Annotated in this window: 22 protein-coding genes; 10 read left to right on the top strand and 12 right to left on the bottom strand. The window is 69.0% G+C overall.

What is annotated here, in order from left to right; all coding sequences use genetic code 11:
• Positions 1-95 precede the first annotated feature (95 nt).
• On the top strand, positions 96-1,133 hold the full coding sequence (locus tag ABZ942_RS26540) for an SDR family NAD(P)-dependent oxidoreductase (RefSeq protein ID WP_357386439.1): 1,038 nt from the start codon (positions 96-98) through the stop codon (positions 1,131-1,133).
• Positions 1,134-1,195: 62 nt separating this feature from the next.
• Here the strand turns inward: ABZ942_RS26540 and ABZ942_RS26535 are convergent, their stop codons facing one another.
• The gene (locus tag ABZ942_RS26535; protein ID WP_357386846.1) at positions 1,196-2,092 is read right to left on the bottom strand and encodes a sucrase ferredoxin; all 897 of its coding nucleotides are present in this window, start codon (positions 2,090-2,092) and stop codon (positions 1,196-1,198) included.
• A 20-nt stretch (positions 2,093-2,112) separates the two neighbouring features.
• Positions 2,113-2,868 carry an alpha/beta hydrolase gene (locus ABZ942_RS26530; RefSeq protein WP_357386437.1) on the bottom strand — a complete coding sequence of 252 codons (756 nt, stop codon included), beginning with the start codon at positions 2,866-2,868 and terminating at the stop codon, positions 2,113-2,115.
• 180 nt (positions 2,869-3,048) lie between these two features.
• Between ABZ942_RS26530 and ABZ942_RS26525 the strand changes: the two genes are divergently transcribed.
• Positions 3,049-3,750: a class I SAM-dependent methyltransferase gene (locus tag ABZ942_RS26525; protein WP_357386435.1), complete on the top strand. Its 702-nt coding sequence runs from the start codon at positions 3,049-3,051 to the stop codon at positions 3,748-3,750.
• On the opposite strand, the gene ABZ942_RS26520 is transcribed toward ABZ942_RS26525, so the two are convergent.
• Positions 3,747-5,354, bottom strand: a complete 1,608-nt coding sequence (locus ABZ942_RS26520; protein WP_357386433.1) for a DNA polymerase Y family protein — start codon at positions 5,352-5,354, stop codon at positions 3,747-3,749. The two genes, ABZ942_RS26525 and ABZ942_RS26520, sit on opposite strands and share 4 nt — an antisense overlap.
• Positions 5,355-5,466: 112 nt before the next feature.
• A complete protein-coding gene (locus tag ABZ942_RS26515) occupies positions 5,467-6,153 on the bottom strand; it encodes a hypothetical protein (RefSeq protein ID WP_357386844.1) in 687 nt (228 codons plus the stop codon).
• 493 nt (positions 6,154-6,646) lie between these two features.
• Here ABZ942_RS26515 and ABZ942_RS26510 point away from each other — a divergent pair, with 493 nt between their 5' ends.
• A complete protein-coding gene (locus tag ABZ942_RS26510; protein WP_357386431.1) occupies positions 6,647-7,768 on the top strand; it encodes a serine/threonine-protein kinase in 1,122 nt (373 codons plus the stop codon).
• A 24-nt stretch (positions 7,769-7,792) separates the two neighbouring features.
• On the opposite strand, the gene ABZ942_RS26505 is transcribed toward ABZ942_RS26510, so the two are convergent.
• Together ABZ942_RS26505 and ABZ942_RS26500 are read right to left on the bottom strand one after the other, a co-directional pair.
• Positions 7,793-8,428, bottom strand: a complete 636-nt coding sequence (locus ABZ942_RS26505) for a response regulator transcription factor (RefSeq protein WP_357386842.1) — start codon at positions 8,426-8,428, stop codon at positions 7,793-7,795.
• A gap of 140 nt (positions 8,429-8,568) precedes the next feature.
• On the bottom strand, positions 8,569-9,828 hold the full coding sequence (locus tag ABZ942_RS26500) for a PspC domain-containing protein (protein WP_357386840.1): 1,260 nt from the start codon (positions 9,826-9,828) through the stop codon (positions 8,569-8,571).
• A 277-nt stretch (positions 9,829-10,105) separates the two neighbouring features.
• Between ABZ942_RS26500 and ABZ942_RS26495 the strand changes: the two genes are divergently transcribed.
• A complete protein-coding gene (locus ABZ942_RS26495) occupies positions 10,106-11,716 on the top strand; it encodes a PspC domain-containing protein (protein WP_357386429.1) in 1,611 nt (536 codons plus the stop codon).
• Positions 11,709-11,921, top strand: coding sequence for a hypothetical protein (locus ABZ942_RS26490; protein ID WP_357386427.1), 213 nt, complete (start codon positions 11,709-11,711; stop codon positions 11,919-11,921). Before ABZ942_RS26495 ends, ABZ942_RS26490 begins: the two co-directional genes overlap by 8 nt.
• Before the next feature lie 63 nt (positions 11,922-11,984).
• Here the strand turns inward: ABZ942_RS26490 and guaA are convergent, their stop codons facing one another.
• Positions 11,985-13,553, bottom strand: coding sequence for a glutamine-hydrolyzing GMP synthase (gene guaA / locus ABZ942_RS26485; RefSeq protein WP_357386425.1), 1,569 nt, complete (start codon positions 13,551-13,553; stop codon positions 11,985-11,987).
• 135 nt (positions 13,554-13,688) lie between these two features.
• Between guaA and ABZ942_RS26480 the strand changes: the two genes are divergently transcribed.
• Positions 13,689-14,489: an alpha/beta fold hydrolase gene (locus tag ABZ942_RS26480; protein WP_357386423.1), complete on the top strand. Its 801-nt coding sequence runs from the start codon at positions 13,689-13,691 to the stop codon at positions 14,487-14,489.
• 3 nt (positions 14,490-14,492) lie between these two features.
• On the opposite strand, the gene ABZ942_RS26475 is transcribed toward ABZ942_RS26480, so the two are convergent.
• Both ABZ942_RS26475 and guaB read right to left on the bottom strand, forming a co-directional pair.
• On the bottom strand, positions 14,493-15,647 hold the full coding sequence (locus tag ABZ942_RS26475) for a GuaB3 family IMP dehydrogenase-related protein (RefSeq protein WP_357386421.1): 1,155 nt from the start codon (positions 15,645-15,647) through the stop codon (positions 14,493-14,495).
• Between the two features lie 319 nt (positions 15,648-15,966).
• The gene (guaB, locus tag ABZ942_RS26470) at positions 15,967-17,511 is read right to left on the bottom strand and encodes an IMP dehydrogenase (protein WP_357386419.1); all 1,545 of its coding nucleotides are present in this window, start codon (positions 17,509-17,511) and stop codon (positions 15,967-15,969) included.
• Between the two features lie 304 nt (positions 17,512-17,815).
• Here guaB and ABZ942_RS26465 point away from each other — a divergent pair, with 304 nt between their 5' ends.
• Positions 17,816-18,229, top strand: coding sequence for a DUF5319 domain-containing protein (locus ABZ942_RS26465; protein ID WP_357386417.1), 414 nt, complete (start codon positions 17,816-17,818; stop codon positions 18,227-18,229).
• A gap of 184 nt (positions 18,230-18,413) precedes the next feature.
• On the opposite strand, the gene ABZ942_RS26460 is transcribed toward ABZ942_RS26465, so the two are convergent.
• The 3 genes from ABZ942_RS26460 to ABZ942_RS26450 all read right to left on the bottom strand — a co-directional run bounded on the left by ABZ942_RS26460 (position 18,414) and on the right by ABZ942_RS26450 (position 21,128).
• Positions 18,414-19,499, bottom strand: a complete 1,086-nt coding sequence (locus ABZ942_RS26460) for an anti-sigma-D factor RsdA (protein WP_357386415.1) — start codon at positions 19,497-19,499, stop codon at positions 18,414-18,416.
• The gene (locus ABZ942_RS26455) at positions 19,492-20,070 is read right to left on the bottom strand and encodes a sigma-70 family RNA polymerase sigma factor (protein WP_357386413.1); all 579 of its coding nucleotides are present in this window, start codon (positions 20,068-20,070) and stop codon (positions 19,492-19,494) included. The genes ABZ942_RS26460 and ABZ942_RS26455 overlap by 8 nt, the downstream gene beginning before the upstream one ends.
• Before the next feature lie 179 nt (positions 20,071-20,249).
• Entirely contained in the window at positions 20,250-21,128 is an 879-nt protein-coding gene (locus tag ABZ942_RS26450) for a hypothetical protein (RefSeq protein ID WP_357386411.1), read from the bottom strand.
• A 629-nt stretch (positions 21,129-21,757) separates the two neighbouring features.
• On the opposite strand from ABZ942_RS26450, the gene ABZ942_RS26445 reads away from it, so the two are divergent.
• From ABZ942_RS26445 to ABZ942_RS26435, 3 genes are all read left to right on the top strand, one after another.
• On the top strand, positions 21,758-22,051 hold the full coding sequence (locus ABZ942_RS26445; RefSeq protein ID WP_014981828.1) for a WhiB family transcriptional regulator: 294 nt from the start codon (positions 21,758-21,760) through the stop codon (positions 22,049-22,051).
• Positions 22,052-22,414: 363 nt separating this feature from the next.
• The gene (locus ABZ942_RS26440; protein WP_357386408.1) at positions 22,415-22,990 is read left to right on the top strand and encodes a sigma-70 family RNA polymerase sigma factor; all 576 of its coding nucleotides are present in this window, start codon (positions 22,415-22,417) and stop codon (positions 22,988-22,990) included.
• A gap of 1 nt (position 22,991) precedes the next feature.
• Positions 22,992-23,243 carry a hypothetical protein gene (locus ABZ942_RS26435; protein WP_357386406.1) on the top strand — a complete coding sequence of 84 codons (252 nt, stop codon included), beginning with the start codon at positions 22,992-22,994 and terminating at the stop codon, positions 23,241-23,243.
• The last annotated feature ends 39 nt before the right edge of the window (positions 23,244-23,282 follow it).

The raw sequence follows: 23,282 nt of genomic DNA, 5'->3' as shown, positions 1-23,282 counted from the left end.
CTCGACCCCAGCCCCGAAAAGTGACCAGTTCCACTTGGCGGGTAAACTTACTTCAGAGTAAGTTCATGCCATCCCCCGATCTGCAAAGGAGCAGCATGAGTGAAGCATCGCGCAGCGATTCGGTGAGGGGTGGCAGCCGGGCGGCGGGTGGGCCCGACGCATCCGCTGACGCCGGCCTGCCCGAGACCCGGCGCGGCCGTCGCAGCCGCGACATCTCCGGGCGGCATGTCCTGATCACCGGCGCCTCCTCCGGCATCGGCAAGGCGGCGGCGATCGCCGTTGCGGGCAAGGGCGCCACCGTTTTCCTGCTCGCGCGCCGCGCCGACGAACTCGCGTCCGTGGTCGAGGAGATCAAGGCGGCAGGCGGCATCGCCTACGGATACCAGTGTGACGTCACCGATTCCGACTCTGTGGACCACGCCGTGAAGACCATTCTCGACGAGCACGGCCACGTCGACATGCTGGTGAACAACGCGGGCCGGTCCATCCGCCGCGCCATCCACCGCTCCACCGACCGGCTGCACGACTTCGAACGCACCATGGCGGTCAACTACTTCGGCGCGCTGCGCATGACGCTGGCCCTGCTGCCGCAGATGCGCGAGCGCAAGTTCGGCCACATCGTCAACATCAGCAGCGCGGGCGTGCAGGTGGCGACGCCACGCTTCGCCGCCTACCTGGCCAGCAAGGCGGCGCTGGACAAGTTCGCCGAGGTGGCCTCGGTCGAGACCATGGCCGACGGCGTCACCTTCACCACCATCCACATGCCGCTGGTGCGCACCCCGATGATCACCCCGAGCGGCGATCAGGGCCAGCCTGCCGAGTCTCCCGAGTGGGCGGCCGCGACGATCGTGCGCGCGCTGACCGAACGCCCCAAACGCATCGACGTGCCGATCGGCACCTTCGCCGAATACGGCGCCCTGCTCACCCCCAAGTTCCGCGATCGGATCCTGCACCGCTACTACCGGGCGCTGCCGGACTCCCCGGCCGCCAAGGGCGAGCTGGTGGAGGAAGCCGACGATGCGCCGGAAACCGTTGTCCCCCAGCGCGCTCCGCGCCCCCGCTCGACGGCCCGGCGTGTCACCGGCACCGCGCTGCGCCGCGCCGCCCGCTGGGTGCCGGGCACCCACTGGTAGGCGCGAACGAGACATGGCGGCATCGTCGGAGTAGACGCTCCGTGATGTCCCGCTCGTCGCGATCAGTCGGTGGGTAGCTGCTCGATCGCGTCGACCGCGAGGGCGGTTACGGGTTTGGCGGCGGCGTTGCAGCTGGCCTGACGTGGCGGGAAGCCGATGGTGCAGGCGGTAACTCGCCAGCGGCGGCCGTCGCGATGGGTGACCAGGGCCGCGCCGGCCGAGGTTGGGTCGGCCGGGGTCGAGTCGAGGTCGGGAGCGACCGTGAGATCGTCGGTGGCGGCGGAAATCTGTTCGCGCACAGCGACTTCCGCGAGCTGCTCCAGCGGCGGATAGCAGCTGCGGCCGCGCAGGCCGCGCAGCGAGACCTGGCCGCGGCGGGCCGCCTCGACCATCTCCTCGGCGGCCGCGATATCGAGTCGGCCGTAGGTGAGTCCGGCGGGCAGTAGCACCAGGGCGGGCGCGAAGCGGTGACCGCCGGTGTGCGAGCACTCCCACACCTGCCCAGGGTATTTCGTCGCGAGCTCGGCGGCGATCGGGCGGCCGAGCAGCGCGCAGCACTGGTCGCGTTTTCCGTGCGCGCACACCAGCACCAGCGGATCATGTACGGGCACACCGATTCCCGGCGGCGGGCCGTTCACCAGATGTAGGTCGATATCGAGCAGTTGCTTCAGATCGGTGATCTCGAAGCGTTCGCACCAGGAGCCCGCCGGCTGCGAGCTGGCGAGCAAAACCGTTCGGGTGCCGGTGAATTCGTTGCGGCCGGGGCGGCGGATCAGGGTCGGGCGCACATGCGCGGCGGCGGTGCGGGCCGCCAGCTCGGGCGTGAGCTCAGGGCCGAGTACCTCGTCGCCGATCACGTCGCGGCCCCACGCGCCGGGATGTTCGACGCACAACCAGCCGGTCACTTCGGTAGCGGTGCCCGGCAGCGGGGTCCCCGTCGCGGCGGCGGAGCAGAGCATCCCCTCGAATCCGGTGTTCTTCACGCCGCGAGGAACGGATGTACGGCGGCCGCGAACTCGCGATAGCGGTCGCGATGGATGCTGTGACCGCTGGAAAAGGCGGTGACGGTGCAGTCGGGAATGGCGGTGCGCATGAGCGCCAGTTTCGCCGGGTCGACCATGCCGCCGGGGCCGCCGCGCAGCACGAGTGTGCGCGCGGTGATGTCGGGCAACCGGTCCCACCACTCCGGGTTCGGCTTGCGGAACTGTTCCAGCGCGGTCCTGGTCATGGACCGATCGAAGGCGAGCACCGCGCGCGGATGCCTGGCCAAGCTGCTCGTCGCGTGCCAGAGTTCCGGCACGGTCGGGAAGCGGCGGGTCAGCCGCAGTTCCTCGGCGCCGGATTGCAACGGCAGCGGGCACTCCTCGATGACGAGGCGGCGCACCAGCCGCGGTCGCTCCTGCGCGACGCAGGAGACCGCGTAGCCGCCCAGCGAATGGCCGACCATATCGACCGTGGACAGTTCCAGCCGGTCGCACAGTTTCCGCACGTCGGCGCCGAATTCGTCGAAGCGATAGGAATCGGTGTGTGAGCTGCGGCCGTGGCCGCGCAGGTCGGGGATGATGACCCGGCGGCCCGCCTGCACCAGTTCGCGTGCGAATCGGTCCCAGGTGTGTCCGTCTCCGCCCATGCCGTGCACCAGGAGCACGGGTACGTCGGGGCCCGCGGTCACCCCCGAATCCCGGTAGGCGATCCGCACGTCACCGAAGTCGAGTCTGGTCACCGTGAGATCCACGATCTTCGAGAGTACTTGGCCTGCCGGCTACCGGCCCGGGGCTTGTTGTACGGATCACGTGAGCCGGGTGCCACATCGTCGGGCCCACTGCCTGCGCGAACTGCGGAAGCCGCACGCTGGGTCGTCAGCGCCCGGAGAAAACATCTCGCGAATCTTGTTGTGCCGCGAAATACTCCGCGCATGCCGTCATTCGCGGACTACGACCGCCGAAACTATCCCACCGTCGATGTCGCCACCGGATACGACGGATGGGCACCGACGTACGAGCAGACCGTCATGGACGAGATGGATCTGGCGCTGCTGGCCCGGCTGCGGCGGCCGGAGTGGCCGCGGGTGCGGAAAGCCGCCGATCTGGGGTGCGGGACCGGGCGGACCGGGGCGTGGCTGCGTGCGCAGGGCGTTTCCCATATCGACGGGATCGATGTGAGTGCGGGGATGCTGACGCGGGCGCAGGAGCGCGGGGCACACACCACGCTCACCCAGGCGGATGTGCGCGACACCGGGCTGCCGGGCGGGGCCTACGACCTGGTGATCGCCTCGTTGATCGACGAGCACCTGCCCGAACTGGCGCCGTTCTACGCCGAGGCATGGCGGCTGGCCGCACCCGGCGCGCGATGCGTCCTGGTCAGCTTCCACCCACAGTTCATGATGACGACCGGGATGCCGACGCACTACACGCCCCGGGGCGGCGAGCCGGTGGCGATCAGCACGAACCTGCACCTGCTCAGCGAGCACGTGACGGCGGCGCTGGACGCGGGCTGGGTGCTCACCGAGCTCACCGAGACGCTGATCGACGACACCTGGCTCACGGCCAAGCCGAAGTGGGCGGAGCTGCGCGGGCAGCCGTTCACCATGGCGACGGTGTGGTCGCGGCCCGCCTAGTCGTAAAGTCCTTCCGCGCGCCAGATTTCGTCGTGATAGACGAGCAGTAGCACCCGGACGTCGGACGGCTCGCCGTCGAGCTGGACTTGCGCGCGAGCGGTGAAAGTTGTTGGGGTGCCGTTGTTCTCGGCTGATTCCGGTGCCCACCAACGTTCGTCCACCGGCCATGGTCCTGCCCATCCGGTCAGCTGCCACTGTCTGCTGCCCCAGTGCAAGCGGGACGGATCGGCGCTGAACAGGGCGCGCTCGGTGACCAGAATCGGGACGCCGTCGGCGGCTTCCAGACGCACCAGCGGCCGATTGAGCAGCAGCAGGGCGGGGGCGGGCTCGGGTAGCCTGCCCGGCCACGGCAAGGCCGGATCGGCGGCGGGGACGGGTTCGTCGCCCAATGCGACCAAGGTGATGCGCTCGGCGGGCCCGCGCCCGCCGCTGAGCACACCGATCCGCACCGCCTCACCACCGAGCAGGCCCTGCACCCGGATCAGCGCGCGCCGAGCCCGCTCGTCCTCCTCGCCGACGCCACCCCACAGGCCGAGCTGCAGCGCGCCCGCCGCCACCACCTCGACGGGTTCCAGGCGCAGCAGGGTGATCGGCGCGGTGGGCCGATCGCGCCGGGTGAGCCAGCCGTCCAGCTGCCAGCGCACCCGGTCCGCGGTGCCATCCGGGGTCAGCGGTTCCGCGCACCGCCAGATCCGGGAAAGCTCCTCCCCCGCATCGGTTTCCGCGAAGATCGATAATCGGGTGCAGGCCAGTCCGGCGTTCGACAGCTCGGCATGTAGCCGAGTGGCGAGCATACGACCCGCGAAGGCGGCGGCATCGACCCGCTCGATCGGCGGGTCGCAGGGGTACTGCACCGTCAGGTCCTTGGGTGGCTGCTGCGCCGAGGGCGGGCGCTCGGGTTGGGCTTGCGCGCAGCGGTGCGCGAGCACGGCGTCGGCGCCGAATCGCGAGGCGACCTCGACGGAGGTCAGTGCGGCGAAATCGCCGATCCGGCGTAAACCCAAGCGGTGCAACAGGTCCACCAGATCGGCGCGCTCCGGCGCGGCCAGGCTCGGCTCGACCGCGAGCTCACGCACCGGCATCGGCGCGAGAAACCGCGCCCCCGCCCCGGCGGGCACGATCGCGCCGCGCCGGGCGGCGATCACCGCCGTGGACAACTCGTCGGCGATGCCGATCTGCGCCTCGACCCCGGCTGCGGCGGCCGCATCGACGAGCCGCTCGGCCGCCGCCTCTTCGGAACCGAAAAACCTTGCAGCGCCGCGCGCCCCGAGCACCAACAGCCCGGGCCGCAGCACCTCCACCCCGGGCACCGTCGCGTCGACGGCCGCGACCACCGGCTCGAACAACCGCGCGTCCCGATCCGGATCCGCCTGCGTAAGAAACAGATCCGGACACCGCGCCTGCGCCTCCCGCCGTTTCTGCCCGCGCCGCACCCCGTCGGCGCGCGCGATCGCCGAACACGCGATCACCCGATTGGCGAACAGCACCGCCACCGGCTGCGTCGCGGGCAACCGCGCCACCGCGGCGGCGGCCACCGCGGGCCAATCCGGACACCACAGCGCCAATACCCGCGCCGCCTCCTTCTCTCGGCTGGGCAGAATCACGGTGCCACACCACACATCCCGGCTCCGCTGCGAGCGGCCGAATCGAGTGTTGGAAGCGCGGGAGCTGAGCACATTCCGCCCAGCGCAGGGGCGAGCGGCCGTAGCTCCGCCGTCACGAGACCGCCTCATTGGCATCGACCGGTATCGCGGTGCGCGTGGGTGTTTCGTGCAGCGCCCATTCGACTCGGCCGGAGTTCGAACGCAAGTCCAGGCGACCGCTGCGAGGCGGGCCCGCCTTGCCGCGCACTTCGACCTCGACACCGAGGGAGCGCAGGCGGCCGCGGCCGTGACCGAGGCCCGCGTAACCGGCGATGCGGGCGTCGAGGTGCAGGGCGGCGCCGGGCCAGCGGCCGTCGGTAACCACCAGGGTGGCACCCTTGTTGCGGGCGCGGGCGGCGATCACGCGGGTGCGGGCGGGTGCGACGGCGGTGCCGCCGAGGCCGAGCACGACCAGGTCGAGGCCGTCGAGCAACACGGCGGCCACCTCCACCGGATCCGGGCCGGGGTCGGGGATCACGGCCAGTCGCTCCAGCTGAGCGCCCATCTCCACCGCCGCGAGCAGGCCGAGCCGGGGCACCCCGACCACCGCGGCATGCCCGCCGTCCTCGGTCACCGCGGCGAGCAGGCCGGCGAGCAGCGAACGCGCACCCGTGTAGGACACCACCGACCCCTTCGCCAGGCCACCGCCGGGCAACAGCCCAGCGAGCGCGGGCGGCACGGCCAGCGACTCCCGGCGCAGCTCGGCGTCGAGCGGAATGCGCTCGACCGCCGCCTCGCCGCGACCGGGTATCGCGGCCATTCTTCGGCGCAGCTCAGCCAGCGTCGGCTGGCTCTCCTGCCCTGCCGCGCGCGGTCTTGCCCGCGGTTGTGCCCCCTCCTGCGGTTTCGCATCCGAACCCATCCCTACCACCTACTTCCCACGATGGACCCGAGGCGACGCGCACGGAACGACCCCTTGACGAGGGATCAGCACCGATTCAGCTATCGATCCGTATCGAATATACGTTCGATACCTGCTCAGTAGAAACCGACCCCCGGGTTCCGTCAAGGCCCCACCCCCACCACCGCGATTTCGCAACGATGCCGTTGTAACCGCTGGTCGGCCGGTTGCTCAGCCGTTATCGCGGCGGCGAACCGGACAACCCGCTGTCACAGTGACGAACGCCGCCGACCGTGCCGACCACCACGGCAGGCGCCAGCGGACAGATCGACTACCGAACGAGGCATAGAAACGGCGGCCGTTCGTGTCAGCAAACCCCGTAGGCCACCCTGTTTTCCGCTACCCTCGCACCGTGACCGAACGCGCTCGTCCCATTGTCGGCCCCGACTATCTTGTTGCCGGCCGCTACCGGCTGCAGTCGAAGCTGGGTGGCGGTGGCATGGGCGCGGTCTGGCTCGCGCACGACCGGCTGCTCGACCGGGACGTCGCCATCAAGCAGGTCATCTCGACAGCCGGGCTGGATGAGGCCGAGGCCAACGAGATCCGCGCGCAGATCATGCACGAGGGCCGGGTCGCGGCCAAGCTCTCGCACGAGCACGCGATCGCCGTGTACGACGTGGTGCTGGAGGCGGGCGAGCCCTGGCTGGTGATGGAGCACCTGCCCTCGCGCAACGTGGCCAAGGCGCTCGCGCTGGTCGACACGCTGCCGCCGATCGAGGTTGCGCAGATCGGCGCGCAGGTCGCCGACGCGCTGGCCGCCGCGCACGCGGCCGGCATCACGCACCGCGACATCAAGCCGGGCAATATCCTTGTCGCCGACCGCGGTCCGATCGTCGGCATGGCCAAGCTCAGCGACTTCGGCATCTCGCGCGGCGCGGGCGAGCACTCCGACGAGCCCGATGGCGTGATCACCGGCACCCCCGCCTACCTACCGCCGGAGGTGGCGCGCGGCGCGCAGCCGACCAAGGCCAGCGACGTATTCTCCCTCGGCGCAACGCTGTACACCGCGATCGAGGGGCAGCCGCCGTTCGGTCTCGACGAGGACAGCGATGTGCTGGTGCATCGCGCGGCCATGGCGCAGATCATTCCGCCGACCCGCAGCGGCATGCTCACCGAGGCGCTGCTGCACATGTTGGAGCCGGCGCCGCAGCGACGGCCGACGATGGCCGAGGCCAGGGACGAAATCCTCACCGCCGCCTTCGGTCCCGGCACCGGGCCCTACATTCTCGGCGCGCCGGTGCGCACCGAGGACGGCACGATTCCGGCCTGGGCGGCGCGAAATTCGGCGTCCGGCCTGCGCAGCCCGCACTCGACCCCGTTGCCCCGACCGCACCGCGCTCCGGCCGGTGCCGCTGCGGCGCCCGCGCCGCAGCGGACCAAGCCACCGCAGGCGAGCAACGCGCCGCTGGCGATCGCCGTCGGGCTGCTGATCGGCCTGATCATCATCATCGCGATCATCATCGCGGTGATGTAAACCTCGGCAACGCGGTTGCCGGAGTCAGTCGATGCGGCGGTGGTGGGCCCAGCGGGTGAGCGCGTTGCGGTTGGACTGCTGCGTTTTGCGGAGCACGTTGGAAGCGTGCGTTTCCACGGTTTTCACTGAGATGAACAGGTTTTCGGCGATTTCGCGGTAGGTGTAGCCGCGGGCGAGCAGCCGCAGCACCTCGAGCTCGCGCGGGGTCAGCGAATCCAGTTCCGGATCGAGCGGCGGCTCGGGCACCTGCGATTTCCCGGTGAACGAGTCGAGTACGAAACCGGCGAGCCGCGGGCTGAACACCGCGTCACCACCGGACACCCGGCGAATACCGTCGGCCAGCTCGGCCCCCGAAATCGTCTTGGTCACATAGCCTCTGGCGCCCGCCCGGATCACCGCAATGACATCCTCGGCGGCATCGGACACGCTCAGCGCCAGGCACACCGGTCCCGCTTCGATGCCGGCGAGCACCGCGACACCGCCACCGTCGGGCATGTGCACATCGAGCAGCACCACATCGGGATTCGTCGCCTTGATGCCCGCGATCGCTTCAGCAACCCCACCGGCTTCGCCGACAACTTCCATGTCGGTTTCCCTGCTCAACTCCGCTCGCACACCCGACCGGAACACTGCGTGATCGTCAACAAGAAAGACCCGCACGGCCACCTGCTTCTCCTCAATTGTCGGTGGACCGACCCACCCTGGCGCGCAGGCCGCCCACGGGCCGCCTACACCCACATCGGTACCACATGTAGATGCGAGTCGACCTAACTCACTGAAAACAACGGTCGCGAAACCTGTCACTGCCCGGGATGTACCGGCTCCGGTATCTGCTCGGCGTCGACTGTCGCCGCCGCCTCGTCCACGTCCTGGTCGTCTTCACCACCGGAATCGGTGCGCGGCATGGTGATTCGCACCTCGGTGCCGCGGCCGGGCGTGGACAGGATCTCCACCTGTCCGCCGCGGCGTTCGATCCGGCCGCGGATGGACTTCGCCAGACCCTGCCGGTCCTGCGGTACCGCGGTGGTGTCGAAACCGGCGCCGCGGTCGCGCACGAAGATGCTCACCTGGTGCGGCTCGGTCTCGGCGAACAGATCGATCTCCGGCACCCCCGCATGCTTGGCGGCGTTGACCAGCGCTTCCCGGCTCGCGCCGAGCAGTGCGGTGAAGTGTTCCTTCGGCAGGCCAGCACCGGTCTCACCGATGTCCATCGACACATCGCCGACGGTCACCGGGGTCACCTTCACACCGTGCTGGTCCTCCACCTCGCCTGCGATGGTGCGCAGCGCGGCGGCCAGGCTCGATTGCGCGGGACCGGAATCCTCGAACAACCACTTGCGCAGTTCGCGCTCCTGGCTGCGGGCCAGTCGCACCACCTCCTGCGGGTCCTCGGCCTGGCGCTGGATCAGGGCCAGCGTCTGCAGCACCGAATCGTGCAGGTGCGAGGCGATCTCCTCGCGTTCCTCATTGCGGATGCGAGCCGACCGCTCCGCGTTCAACGCCCGCATCATCCGCAACCACAGCGGCACCGTCAGCAGCCCGGCCCCGACCAGCGTGACGGCCACCGCGATCAACGCGGACCCGAGCGAGCTCAGATCGATCCTGGCCAGCACCACCACACCGAGCCCGGCCACGATCAGCGTGCCGCCCGCGACGATGCGCGCCCAGGTCACCACCGAGGGACGCGCAGGCAGGCCGAGCAGCGAGCGCGGACCGTCCGCGTCGTACTCCCGCCACACCAGCGCCGCGCCGATGGCGACCACGATGATGGGCGCGATCACATTCGCCGCGGTCCCGCTGAACAGCCACGACACGCCGACGGCAAGACTGATGCCCAGCAGCGCCAGCCCGATCGCCTGGCGACGTTCGGAGCCGGACGCCTTCGCCACATCCGAGCCGCCCGGGGTGAAGATCCACAGCAGCCCGTAGGAGACGATGCCCGCGCCGAACGCGGACAACAGCACAAAGGCCATCCGCACCTTGAACACGTCGATCCCGAGGTGATCGGCGAGCCCGCCCGCCACCCCGCCGACGATCCGCCCACCCGAGCGCCGCACCATCCGGGCATGCGGCGGCTGCGCCGGGTGCAACACCGGCGCGGGTCCGAAACCGCGCCCGGCATCGAACCCCCGCGCGGCATCGAACCCTCGGGCATCGAACGAGGGCGCAGACGGGTACATGCTCTCGATAGTGGCACGTCCGGACGACAGCTAGCCATCAGGAATCTCCCTGATCTTCTGCTATTCAGCGGATGATGGTCTGAGCGTGCGTCTCCAAAAGGATCAGGAGAATCTTCAGGGTTCTCCCCGATGTGTGGATGTGCTGGTCAGGCACAGGATGGAAACCATGACGAAAACGAGCTTCGGGGATCAGCTCCAGCAGATCTGGCGTACCCGCCCGGCACGGTTGCCTCGGCAGGGGCCGATCGCCGGCGTGGCGGCCGGGTTCGCGCAGCGGTACAACGTCGATCCGGTGCTGGTGCGGGTGGCGTTCGTGGTGTCCGCGATATTCGGTGGCTCCGGGGTCGTGCTCTACCTGCTGGCCTGGCTGCTGTTCAGCGCCGCCGGTGACGAGTCGTCGGCGGCGGAGTCGCTGATCGGCAAGGGACAGAGCTCGCAGTCGCAGACCAAGACGATCGTGTTGATCGTCGCGCTGGCCATCGCGGTGAGCACGATGGGCCCGGTCGGCGTCGGCCTCGGCGGCTCGGGGCTGATCAGCATGGCCTTGATGCTGGCCGGCTGGTGGATGCTGCACCTGCGCAATCCGGAGCCGCCACCGGGCACCACCAGCGAGTTCAGCGGGCTCATCGCGGACAGCGGCATCATGGCGACCGGCTACCCCGGCGCGGTCTTCCCACCGGGCGCCCAGCGCACCGCAGGCGATAGGTATGTGCCGCCGACCAGCATGTACACGCCGTATACGAAGTTGCCGGACGCCTACACCCCGGAGGCGCCCACCGGCACCGAAACCGTACCGCCACACCGTGATTCCGGACCGAGCGACCACGTACAACGTGTCGACGCGGAGACCGTCCTGCTGCACAAGGACGCTGACAACGATGGAGCGCGACTCGAAAAGGGCGACGCACCAGGCGAATCCGCAGCCGACACCGTGCTGCTCGACAAGAACGACAACGCCACCGCGGTGCTCGACACCCGAAGCGGCTCGGGCTCAACCACTTCCGACACGTCGGCCGCACCAGGCCACACCCCCTCGCTCAGCAAAGACTCGTCCACCTCCGCGCTGAAGCCCCCGACCCCGGCCACCATCGGCCGCCCGACCCCACCCTCCTGGGATCCGCTCGGCGTCGCCCCGCTCGCCTGGGATCTGCCCGAGCCGACCCCGGTCCGCACCATCGTCGCCGCACCGCCGAAGCGCCCGCGCTCCCGGCTGACCCCGGTGATCATCGGCCTGGCCATCCTCGCCGCCGCCGGTGCGGGCGCGCTGGCCGCCTCGGGCGTCGAGTGGATGACGCCGGGCCGGATCGCGGCGGTGGCGCTGGCCGTGATCGGCCTCGGCCTGGTGCTCGGCGCGTTCCTGCGGCGCGGTTACGGCCTGCTGGTGCTGACCGCCCCGCTGGCCGGGTTCGTGTTGCTCGCCTCGGCGATCGGCCCGATCGACTTCAACCGCGGCGCGATGGGCGAGCACGTCTGGACACCGACCTCGGCCGACCAGCTCGACTCGCACTACCGGGTGACGATGGGATCCGGCACGCTGGATCTGCGGCAGCTGAACCTGACCGAGAACCGCACCGTCGATGTCGACGTGCAGATGGGCGACTTCCAGATGTGGGTGCCCGCGGGCATGACGGTGCGCACCAAGTGCACCGCGACCATGGGGGATGCCAAGTGCGACAACGGCATCAGCGGACCGAACACGCCGGGCGCCCACGTGCTCGACCTGAATGTCAACGTCCGAGCCGGAAACGCGGAGGTCCACCGTGGCTGACAAGTCCACCGAAACCGAGTCGCGCCGCGGCCCGTCCGCCTCGCTGCTCATCATCGGCCTGCTCGCGCTCGGCGTGAGCGCGTGGGCCTTCGTCGGCCCCGAGTCGTGGCCCGCGTCCAGCGCGGTCCCGATCGGCTGGATCGTGGTGCTCGCCGCCATCATCATCGGCATCGTGCTGGTGGTCTCCCCGCGCAGACACCGCTGATCGACCAGACAAGAATGGCCCGTCCTCGAAAGGACGGGCCATTCTTGTTGCGCTAGTGGGGATTCACTCCCATTCGATGGTGCCCGGCGGCTTGCTGGTCACATCGAGCACGACCCGGTTGACCTCGGCTACCTCGTTGGTGATCCGGGTGGAGATCCGCTCGAGCACCTCGTAGGGCAGCCGGGTCCAGTCGGCGGTCATCGCGTCCTCGCTGGACACCGGGCGCAGCACGATCGGGTGACCGTAGGTGCGGCCGTCGCCCTGCACGCCGACGCTGCGCACGTCCGCGAGCAGCACGACGGGGCACTGCCAGATCTGCTTGTCCAGCCCGGCCGCCGTGAGCTCCTCGCGCGCGATGGCGTCGGCCTGCCGCAGCGTGACCAGTCGATCCTCGGTGACCTCGCCGACGATGCGGATGGCGAGGCCGGGGCCGGGGAACGGCTGGCGGCCGACGATCTCCTCGGGCAACCCGAGCTCGCGGCCGACCGCGCGCACCTCGTCCTTGAACAGCAGGCGCAGCGGCTCGACCAACTCGAATTCCAGATCGTCCGGCAGCCCGCCGACGTTGTGGTGGCTCTTGATGTTCGCGGTGCCGCTGCCACCGCCGGACTCGACGACGTCCGGGTACAGGGTGCCCTGCACCAGGAACTCGACCTTCGGCGTCGCGCCGTCGCTCTGCTCGATGACGACCTCGGAGACCGCGTCCTCGAAGGACCGGATGAACTCCCGCCCGATGACCTTGCGCTTCTCCTCCGGATCGGTGACGCCCTTCAGCTCACCGAGGAACTTGTCCACCGCGTCGACGGTCACCAGCTTGGCACCGGTCGCCGCGACGAAGTCCTGCTGCACCTGCTCGCGCTCCCCGGCCCGCAACAGGCCGTGATCGACGAACACACAGGTCAACCGGTCACCGATGGCGCGCTGCACCAGCGCGGCGGCGACCGCGGAATCGACCCCGCCGGACAGCCCGCAGATCGCGTGCCCGGTCCCGATCTGCTCGCGCACCGCGGCGATCAGCGACTCGGCGATGTTGGCCGGGGTCCAGGTGGCGCGGATGCCGGCGATCTCGTGCAGGAACCGGCTGAGCACCTGCTGCCCGTGCGGCGAGTGCAGAACCTCCGGGTGGTACTGCACACCGGCCAGGCGCCGGGCTCGGTCCTCGAACGCGGCGACCGGGGCGCCGGCGGAGGTGCCGGTGACCTCGAAGCCCGCGGGCGCGTCGGTGACCGCGTCGCCGTGGCTCATCCAGACCGGCTGGATGGTGGGCAGGCCGCCGTGCAGCACGCCACCGTCGACACTGAGCTCGGTCCGGCCGTATTCGCGGGTGCCGGTGTGCGAGACGGTGCCGCCGAGCGCCTGCGCCATCGCCTGGAAGCCGTAGCAGATGCCGAAGACGGGGATGCCGAGATCGAACAGCCGCGCGTCCAATTGCGGTGCGCCGTCGGCATACACGCTGGACGGGCCGCCGGACAGGATCACGGCGAGCGGCTGCTTCTCGGCGATCTCCTCCACCGTGGTGGTGTGCGGGATCACCTCCGAGAACACACTCGACTCGCGGACCCGCCGGGCGATCAGCTGTGCGTATTGCGCGCCGAAGTCGACGACGAGGACCGGTCTCTGTGTATCTGCCACCAGCACAGTTTAGTGACGCGGCAACACGGGCGAACCATCGGCACAGCAGCTTCGCCGTGCCCAGCTCCAGCAAGCAAAAAGGCGAGCCAGCAAATCGCCCCACCCGCCCCCGTGCCGCTGGCTATTCTCGTGCTCGTGCCATTCGCCCGCGCGATCGACGCCGACATCCACTACGAGGACAGCGGCGGGAGCGGCCCGGTGGTGCTGCTAGCACATGAATTCTTCATGGATCGGACCATGTTCGCGGCTCAGATGGCCGCGCTGTCACCGGAATTCCGGATCGTCTCGTGGGACGCGCGCGGCCACGGCCGCACCAGAGACGAGGGTTTGCCGTTCACCTATTGGACCGCCGCGCGCGACGCGCTGACCGTGCTCGACCACCTCGGCGCCGAGCGCGCGGTGGTCGGCGGCACCGCGCAGGGCGGCTTCACCGCGCTGCGCACCGCGCTCATCGCACCGGAACGGGTATCGGCGCTGATCCTGATCAGCACCGAGGCCAACGGCCCGACCGCCGAGCAGTCCGACGCCACCCAGCAGTTCCTGGAGCAGTGGTACGACGACGGCTCGCGCGAGCAGGCGGTCAATCAGCTGGCGTCCTGGCTGATCGGCGACGACAAGTGGTACCGCACGATCTGGACCACCCGCTGGCTGCTGCGCGAGTGCCGCGGCATCGAGGTCGCGGCGGGCTGCCTGCTCAGTCGGGACTCGGTGCTGGAGCGGTTGTCCGAAATCACCTGCCCCGCCTTGGTGATTCACGCCACCGACAGCGGCATCCCGCCCGACCGGGCCAGGCAGCTGACGCAGGGCCTCACCGCCGCCAGCTACGTCGAGATCGCAGGCGCCCGGCTCGCGGTCACCATGACGCACCCCGAACCGGTCAACATCGCCATGCGGCAGTTCCTGCGCGAACGGATCACTCCGTCCCACGCACGGTAGGGCTCACCCGCGAACGCTGAGCCCGACCTTCTGGAACTCCTTGAGGTCGGAGTAGCCCGCCTTCGCCATCGAACGGCGGAGGCCGCCAACCAGATTCAGCGAGCCGAACGGGTCGTCGGAGGGGCCGTAGAGGACCTGCTCCAGGCTGGGGCGCACCGAGTCGCCGGTGCCCTCGTCCAGGTCCCACTCGACGCCGAGCAGCGAGCCACGCGGCACCGAGGGGTGCGCGGCGGCCGACGGCCAGTACCAGCCGCGGCCGGGCGCCTCGGCGGAAACCGCCAGCGGCACACCGAGCATCGCGGCGTCCGCGCCACAGGCGATCGTCTTGGCCAACTGGCCGGAGGTCTCCACGTCGCCGTCGGCGATGACGTGCACGTAGCGCCCACCGGTCTCGTCGAGGTAGTCGCGGCGCGCGGCGGCGGCGTCGGCGATCGCGGTGGCCATCGGCACGCCGATGCCGAGCACCTCGCGGGTGGTGGTCGCGCCCTGGAACGAGCCGTAGCCGACGATGACGCCCGCCGCGCCGGTGCGCATCAGGTGCAGCGCGGTGCGGTGGTCGCTGACGCCACCCGCCACCACGGGCACGTCCAGCTCGGCGATGAAGGTCTTGAGGTTCAACGGCTCACCGTCGCCGACGTGTTCGGCGGAGATGATGGTGCCGTGCACGACCAGCAGGTCGACGCCGGCCTGCACCAGCGCGGGAGTCAGCGCGCGAGCGTTCTGCGGGCTCACCCGCACCGCGACGGTCACCCCGGCCGCCTTGACCTGCGCGACCGCGGCGGCGAGCAACTCGGGCTGCATCGGCGCGGCGTGCAGCTCCTGCAGCAGCGACACGGCCCGCTCGTAGCCGCCCTTGCCGACGAGCTCGAGCAGCTGGTCGATCTTCGCTGCGACATCCGCGTGCCTGGCCCACAGGCCCTCGCCGTTGATGACGCCGAGCCCGCCGAGGCGGCCGAGCTCGATGGCGAACTCCGGCGAGACCAGCGCGTCGGTCGGGTGCGTGAGGAACGGGATCTCGAAGCGGTAGGCGTCGAGCTGCCAGGACAGCGACACCTGCTTCGACGATCGGGTCCGGCGCGAGGGAACGATGTCGATATCGTCCAGCTCATAGGTACGCCGGGCGGTCCGGCCCATGCCGATCTCGACCATGTCGCGCACGTCTGTACTCCTATCTTCGGCCGCGCGGGCGCGGCGTGTTCGTGGCCCCGGGGTGTCGCGCGTCCGAGCCGTCGAGACTCGCGCCTGCGGGCGCATGCGCTTCGACAGCTCGGACGCGCGACGGGCCACGAACGGCGCTCGTAAGACTCGCGCTGTGGTGGCCATGCTTGTGACGGGAAGTCGCGGCACAGGCTAGCCGCCGGCGCCCGGCAGCTCGTCGCGTGCGCGGTCGGTGCCGGGTGTCGGCGGACTGGCCCAGGGCTTCGTGTGCCATCGGCCTCATCCCCGAACAGGTCGCGGCTGGCCTTGTTCCGGCAGGCTAGCCGCGACCAGTGTAGTTAGGGGCCTCGACGGTCATCGTGATGTCGTGCGGGTGGCTCTCCTTGAGCCCCGCCGCAGTGATCTGCACGAACTGCGCGTCCTGCAGGTGCGCGATGGACTGCGAGCCGGTGTAGCCCATGGCCGCGCGCAGGCCGCCGACGAGCTGGTGGATGACCTGGTTGACCGGTCCGCGGAACGGCACCCGGCCCTCGATGCCCTCGGGGACCAGCTTGTCCTCGGCGAGCACGTCGTCCTGGAAGTAGCGGTCCTTGGAGAAGGACTTGGCCTGGCCGCGGCCCTGCATCGCGCCGAGCGAACCCATGCCGCGGTAGCTCTTGAACTGCTTGCCGCCCACCAGGATCAGCTCACCCGGCGATTCGGCGGTGCCCGCGAGCAGCGAGCCGAGCATCACGGTGGACGCGCCCGCGGCGATCGCCTTGGCGATGTCGCCGGAGAACTGGATGCCACCGTCGGCGATCACCGGAACACCGTGCGGCTTGCAGGCCGCGACGGCCTCCAGGATCGCGGTGATCTGCGGCGCGCCGACACCGGCGACCACGCGGGTGGTGCAGATGGAGCCGGGACCGACGCCGACCTTCACCGCGTCCGCGCCCGCCTCGACGAGCGCGAGGGCACCGGCCCTGGTCGCGACGTTGCCGCCGACGATCTGGATCCGGTCGCCGACCTCGGCCTTGACCTTGGTGACCATCTGCAGCACCTGGGCCTGGTGGCCGTGCGCGGTGTCCACGATGAGCACGTCGACGCCGGCGTCGGACAGCGTCATGGCGCGCGACCAGGCGTCGTCGCCGACGCCGACCGCGGCGCCGACCAGCAGGCGGCCGTCGCGGTCCTTGGTGGCGTTCGGGTACTGATCGGTCTTGACGAAGTCCTTGACCGTGATGAGCCCGCGCAGCTTGCCGTTACCGTCGACGATGGGCAGCTTCTCGATCTTGTGCCTGCGCAGCAGGCCGAGCGCGGCCTCGGCGGTGACGCCCTCCTGCGCGGTGATCAGCGGCGCTTTGGTCATCACCTCTTCGACCCGGCGGTTCTGGTCGACCTCGAAACGCATGTCGCGGTTGGTGATGATGCCCACAAGGCTGCCGACCTCGTCCACCACCGGCAGACCGGAGATACGGAACCGGGCGCACATCGCGTCCACCTCGGCGAGGGTGTCCGACGGGCGGCAGGTGACCGGGTCGGTGACCATCCCGGCCTCGGACCGCTTCACGGTCTCCACCTGGGCGGCCTGGTCGGCGCCGGACAGGTTGCGGTGCAGCACGCCCATGCCGCCCGCCCTGGCCATCGAGATGGCCATCCGCGCTTCGGTGACCGTGTCCATCGCGGAACTGACCAGCGGGGTCCGCAGCCGGATATCCCGGGTCAGTTGGCTGGAGGTCTCCACAGAGCTGGGGATGAGATCCGAGGCGGCGGGCAGCAACAGCACATCGTCGAATGTGAGGCCGAGCATGGCGATCTTGTTCGGATCGTCACCACCCGTAGATGGGCGGACAGCGGTGCGTTCGCCCGATACGGGATTACTCATTCGGATCGACCCCTCCTGGACGTCGACAGCGACCAGCGCCGGGGTCTCCGGCGCCGCGCGCAGCTGATGGGATGGACTGGTGGCTCCGGGAATCGTGTCGGGTGCTCGCCGGGGCCTGAGACCATGGTATCTGTCCCGCAAACTCGTCGGCCAAGTGAGCCCACCGGGCGCTGGCCGGGGACTGGGAAGGGTACGCGCCGAGGGACGGCAAGGGGGCGAAGTCGACTGGGGAAGGGTGAGCACCGGCGAAACTTGCGGCCGACATAGCTGGCGCAGACCACCCTGTTCTGCGTACCGTGGGGATGTGCGTGACCATCTACCACCTGGCTTGCCGCCGGATCCGTTCGCCGGAGACCCCTCCGACCCGTCCGCCGCGCTCGACGCCATCGAGCCCGGTGAGCCGCTGGATCCCCACGAGCGCCTTGCGGTCGAGGAAGATCTCGCCGATCTGGCCGTCTACGAGGCGCTACTAGCGCACCGCGGTATCCGCGGACTCGTGGTGAGCTGCGAAGACTGTCGGCAGGATCACTACCACGACTGGGACATGTTGCGCGCCAACCTACTTCAACTGTTGGTGGACGGCACCGTGCGCCCACACGAGCCCGCCTACGATCCGACGCCGGAAGCGTACGTCACCTGGGACTACTGCCGGGGATACGCGGACGCCTCGATGAACGAGGCCTTCCACGGCGACGGATTCGAAGGGTTCGACAACTGAGGTTCGTGACACCGAACCGATGACGCGTCCCTTCCGGGAGCCCGCGTGACGTGGCGTATGACGCTGTGATCTTCGACGCACCTATGCACGATTCCGATGCTGGGCATAACACCCCCGGACAGACAGAAAACCGACCGCCACTCGGCAATCGGTTCTTGTCTTGTTTCGAGTTTCTCGCGGGTTGCTAGCTCGGCGTCGCCGCGCCGCCGACCCCGGACGGTATGACGAAGGTGGTAGCCGGATTGCCTTGCGTCGGTACCCGAGTCGGCGGCTGCTGGGTCTGGCCGCCGTTGTCATTGGTCGGCTCGACCACAGTGGGCTTGGACACGGTGGTCGGCGTCGCCGGGGGTTGCGTGGTGGTCGGCTCCACCGTCGGCGGCGGTGTGGTCACCGTCGGCGGAGTCGGCTTGTCCTCGCTCGGCGGCGTCGCCGGTTCGGTGGTGGGTTCGGTCGGCTTGTCGCTCGGCTGCGACGGTTTCGTCTGCAGAATCGTCGCCGAGGATTCGGCCGGGACCGGCTTCGTCGTCGTCGGGCCGGTGCTCGTCGACGGTTCGGTCGGCTTGCCCGAGGTGCCCTGATCCAGCTGGTCGGCCAGGTCACCGTAGCCACTGGCGCGCAGCCGATCGACGAGGCGCTGCCACTCCGTCATCAGCTTGTCGTGCTTCTCCGGGCTGTCGACCTGGTCGGCATTCGCCTTCGCTGACTCGAGGCGGGCCTTGGCCTGCACCGGGTTCTGGTTGATCAGCTTCCCCGCTTCATCCAGATCGGTGCCCGCCCGCTGCGCCACGGTGCTCTGCGCCGCCTGACTGAAGACGACTTCCTTGAGATTCCACAGCGGATCGCCGGGCTGGGAGCCGTACGAGAACGCCGTCACGCCGCCGATGACCAGGGCGAGTGCCGCCGCGGTCCCCAGCAGCGGGCGAATGTAGCGCAGTCGGCTGCTGCCTTGCGCCCTGTTGCTGAACTGCCGTGCGCCGATCTCCTGGTTGACCGCGGCAACGATCGCATCCAGATCAGGCTCTGCGGTCATCGGTGGAGCGATGAGCTCCGCTCGCCAGTCCGCGAGCAATGCCGCGAGCTGATATTCCTCCGCGCTGTCGGTCCGTACCTGGCCATCGCTTGCAATAGCGTCGATCAACGCGTCGTCGCGGCGTACCGCGGCGATGTCGACCGGACCGGTGTCTCCGGACGCGTCGGCGTAGGGACCGCTGTTTCGCGATCCAAGCCGCGCTTTCCAGTCACCCCGACCGCGCTCGCCATCCCTAGCCATACATTTCACCTGCCCTCGCCACTTGAGACTTCAGTTTCGCGAGTGCCCTGTGCTGGGCCACTCGTATCGCCCCCGCCGTACTGCCCACGGCGACTGCGGTTTCTTCGGCTGACAAACCCATGACCAATCGCAGGATCAGGATCTCTCGATGTTTCTCGGGGAGCGTCGCGAGCAGACGGTTCATCTGCCTGCTCGTCTCCGATTCGAGAGCTCGTTGTTCCGGACCATGGTCGGTGGATATGACATCTGGTACTTCGGCCATTGCCTCCGCCTTGTTACGGGCGGCATTGCGATGGGCGTCGGCGACCTTGTGCGAAGCGATTCCGTAAACGAAGGCCATGAAGGGCCTGCCCTGGTCTTGATACCTGGGCAAGGCGGTCATCACGGCCAAACAGACCTCCTGCGCAACGTCATCCGCGGAGAGCTGCCCACGCTCCGCGGCTCCGATCCGCGCGCGGCAATAACGCACCACGAGCGGGCGGATCATCTCCAGCACCTGAGCTAAAGCGGATCTGTCGCCCTGCGCAGCCGCAGTGACGGCGAGGTCCAACTCTTCGCCCATGTTCGTCATCGTCAGAGAGATTCCCGGCGTTACAAGTGGCACGGTCGGTGATGACCAGTGCTTCCGCCGAAGCGGCGGAACGGATCTAACAATAGCGATACAGCGCTCGGAACAAGGCAACACGGTCGCCCTTTGCCGCACAGGCCCCGCACAACCTGATGTAGTCCCGCTTAAAAGCTTTGCGACAGCTAACCGGTCGGTTGCGCCGCCGTCGCCGGACGAAACCGACCGCCACGTCGGGCGATGGTCGCGGCACAGTCCGTGGCCTCCGCCGCGGCGCCGGGGCTGCCGAGCCCCTCGCGCAGCATCGCGCTCGCCCAGCGCAACGGCAACATGCCATGTTCGCGACATTCCTCGGCAACCTGCTCGGCGAGCTCGCGAGACCGGTCATGCTCCCCCGCCACCGCGGTCGCCGCGGCGACCAGTAGCCGGGACTTGATCAGATGCCGCACCGACGGTCCGCGCTCGGCGAGTTCGAGCGCCGCCGCCGCATGCGTGCCGGCCGGCCCGACAGCGCCTGCGGCGAGCGAGGTTTCGGCGCTGACCCACTGCCTGCGAATGGCGGGCCGCCAACCGAGCCGGTCATCCGGCACCACTTCCGCAGCGCGGCCGAGCAGCCGCCAGGCCAGCGCGACCCGGCCGAGGCCGAGCGCGTCGGCCGCGAGACCGGTCAGCGCGTCGCAGATCGCGTCGCCGCGGTCGAAGGGATAGTCGGCGGGCCCGGCGACGGCGCGGTCCCCCATCGACCGCACGGAGAGCAGGGCGGCGGCCCGACCGTCGAGGGCGGCGGCGCGGGCATGCCAGCCGAGCTGGCGCAGCAGCGAACCCTCGGTACTCGCGGCCAGCGAAAGCACAATCGGATCGGTGCTGCGGGCGCGGACAATTCGCAATTCGGCGCGTGCCGCGGCATATCGACCCTGACCACCCAGAATCACCGCCCGATACCAAGAACCCAGCGCGTCGGGCGCGGTCGGCAACTCGGCAGCGGCCCGACCGGGGTGCGCGCCGAAGGCGCTCTCGGCGAGTATCTCGAATCGGGTATCTCCGAGCGGAGCAGGTGCGAACACGGCCGAAACTGTATACCGGGCCGGGACAAGATGGCCGGGAGAAAGACCTGGCCCGACCAACCGGCAACCACTCAGCATTTCTGATCTCTATACGATGTTTCCATCAGGTAAATCTCGTACCGGCAATCACCGAGCGCCCGCGTTCGGAATTCACACGCGTTTCGCGCAATTAACCTCAATGCCCCGTTTCCGCCATCTCGGATCTGCTCGCATCACCCGCCACCGTGCGGCGCTGTGACCACGCCCACCCGGCCGCCGGAGAGCTCTGATCGGAGCATTGCCCCTAAAAATAGGGTCTACCAGCGGAAATAGGTCCCAGGCCGAAGCAGCGGCGAGCCATGGGCCACTGGTCAACCGATCAGTATCGCCGGAACCAATGCGAAAAGTAAACAGCTCAAAGGTTAAATTTCGCAGCCTAAGATTTGGGAAACTGCTGCGCCGAACTATTGACGGAATTTCGCGGCTGGACCTAACGTAGCTCATCGCCACGGTCGGCGCCGCGCGAAATTGCAGCGACCGCAACGGGCGAGCACAGGGGCACCCGCCGACACAGCGCAGTGGCCTACCACACTTTTGCAGAACAACTGCTCGACAACGCTGACGAGCTCGCACCACGAGGAGTTCACACAATGCCCATGCCGACCCACCTCCCCGGGCCGAACGCCGATGTCTGGGATTGGCAGATGCGAGGGTCCTGCCGCGGGCAGGACTCCGCCGTGTTCTTCCATCCCGACGGCGAACGTGGCCGAGCCCGTACCGCACGCGAGATGCGTGCCAAAGAGATCTGCCGGGCCTGCCCGGTACTGATGCAGTGCCGCAGCCACGCCCTCAAAGTCAGCGAGCCTTACGGCATCTGGGGCGGCATGTCCGAGACCGAACGCGAGATGCACGCCCGCCGCAATCGGCGACGCATGGCGGTGTAGTTGAAATTGTTCCCATCCGCGGGGTGTGGCGCGCCGAATCCCTAGCAAACAACCGGCAGGCAATACGCGGTCACCACCGCCACGCCTGCGGCGGCGACCACCCGAAGCCGCACACCCTGTCGAGCCCTGCGTTTCGCGGTTAGCTATCGGCGTGTCACGGCGTGTCTCCTCTGAGCGCGACCTGGCGTGTCGAAGTTTTCCGCAAAGTCGCTGGGCCACAGGTGGTTTGCCGACACCCCAGCCGAAGGGAGGTCATAGCGACCCGCTACGGTGGTGACCGATGACACAGAATGGAGCGTTGTGACAACGCGGCAGCCGGCCGCAGAGGGCGACTCGTTCCGAAGAGATGCCTTCCCACCCGGTGTGGATTCTGCGGTTACGGCCCGCGCCGCCGAGAGCATCGAACTCGCCGACCTGCTACATCGTTGCGGCGAGTCCGACCAGGAAGCCTTTGCCGAGCTATACGACCGGACGTCCGCACGCGTCTTCGGTCTGGTGCTGCGCGTCCTGCACGACCCCGGCTACGCCGAAGAGACGACGCAGGAGGTCTACCTGCAGATCTGGCGTACGGCAGCGAGTTTCGACGCCGACAAGGGATCGGCCGTGACGTGGTTGATGACGCTCGCCCACCGGCGAGCCGTCGACCGGGTGCGCGCCGAGCAGGCACACACCCAACGCGAGGTCGCCTACGGAATACGGGTTCTCGGTAACGAATTCGACGAGGTAACCGAAGAAGTAGAGCGAAGGCTCGAACAGCAGGCCGTCCTCGATGGACTCGCGACCTTGACCGAGACCCAGCGAGAGGCCATCACGCTCGCCTACTACGGCGGGCGGACCTACGCGGAGGTCGCACTGTATCTCGGAGTAGGGTTACCGACCGTTAAGTCCCGAATTCGGGACGGATTGACACGACTCAAAAGAAGTTTGGGGGTGACGTGAGATGAACGAACGCCAGGTCGATCTCGCGCACACCGTCGCGCTCGGATCGATCGACGACGTAGATCACCATGAGGTGCAGGAACTGCTCGACTCCGACGACCCCGCCCTACGCGCGGAGTTCATCACCGAGATCGGGCAGACGAGAGAAGCGCTCGCCGTGCTGTCCAGCGCGACGGCGACCCCACCGCCCGCCACGCTGCGCACCCGGCTGCTCGCGGCCATCGCCGCCGAACAACCGCCCGTAGCCTCTTGATTTCGTAAAAACGAAACCCACTGGATTTCGAAAAACGAA

It is taken from the genome of Nocardia sp. NPDC046473 (genome assembly GCF_040645995.1).
GTDB lineage: Bacteria > Actinomycetota > Actinomycetes > Mycobacteriales > Mycobacteriaceae > Nocardia.
This window is presented reverse-complemented; position numbering and strand designations above follow the sequence as displayed.

Coding starts and splice junctions, on each gene's coding strand:
- ABZ942_RS26455 (WP_357386413.1), bottom strand. CDS start 20,070: ATGACGAACATGGGCGAAGAGTTGGACCTCGCCGTCACTGCGGCTGCG.
- guaB (WP_357386419.1), bottom strand. CDS start 17,511: ATGAGTAATCCCGTATCGGGCGAACGCACCGCTGTCCGCCCATCTACG.
- ABZ942_RS26500 (WP_357386840.1), bottom strand. CDS start 9,828: ATGGTGCGGCGCTCGGGTGGGCGGATCGTCGGCGGGGTGGCGGGCGGG.
- ABZ942_RS26515 (WP_357386844.1), bottom strand. CDS start 6,153: ATGGCCGCGATACCCGGTCGCGGCGAGGCGGCGGTCGAGCGCATTCCG.
- ABZ942_RS26435 (WP_357386406.1), top strand. CDS start 22,992: ATGAACGAACGCCAGGTCGATCTCGCGCACACCGTCGCGCTCGGATCG.
- ABZ942_RS26495 (WP_357386429.1), top strand. CDS start 10,106: ATGGAAACCATGACGAAAACGAGCTTCGGGGATCAGCTCCAGCAGATC.
- ABZ942_RS26460 (WP_357386415.1), bottom strand. CDS start 19,499: ATGGCTAGGGATGGCGAGCGCGGTCGGGGTGACTGGAAAGCGCGGCTT.
- ABZ942_RS26525 (WP_357386435.1), top strand. CDS start 3,049: ATGCCGTCATTCGCGGACTACGACCGCCGAAACTATCCCACCGTCGAT.
- ABZ942_RS26445 (WP_014981828.1), top strand. CDS start 21,758: ATGCCCATGCCGACCCACCTCCCCGGGCCGAACGCCGATGTCTGGGAT.
- ABZ942_RS26540 (WP_357386439.1), top strand. CDS start 96: ATGAGTGAAGCATCGCGCAGCGATTCGGTGAGGGGTGGCAGCCGGGCG.
- ABZ942_RS26535 (WP_357386846.1), bottom strand. CDS start 2,092: ATGCTCTGCTCCGCCGCCGCGACGGGGACCCCGCTGCCGGGCACCGCT.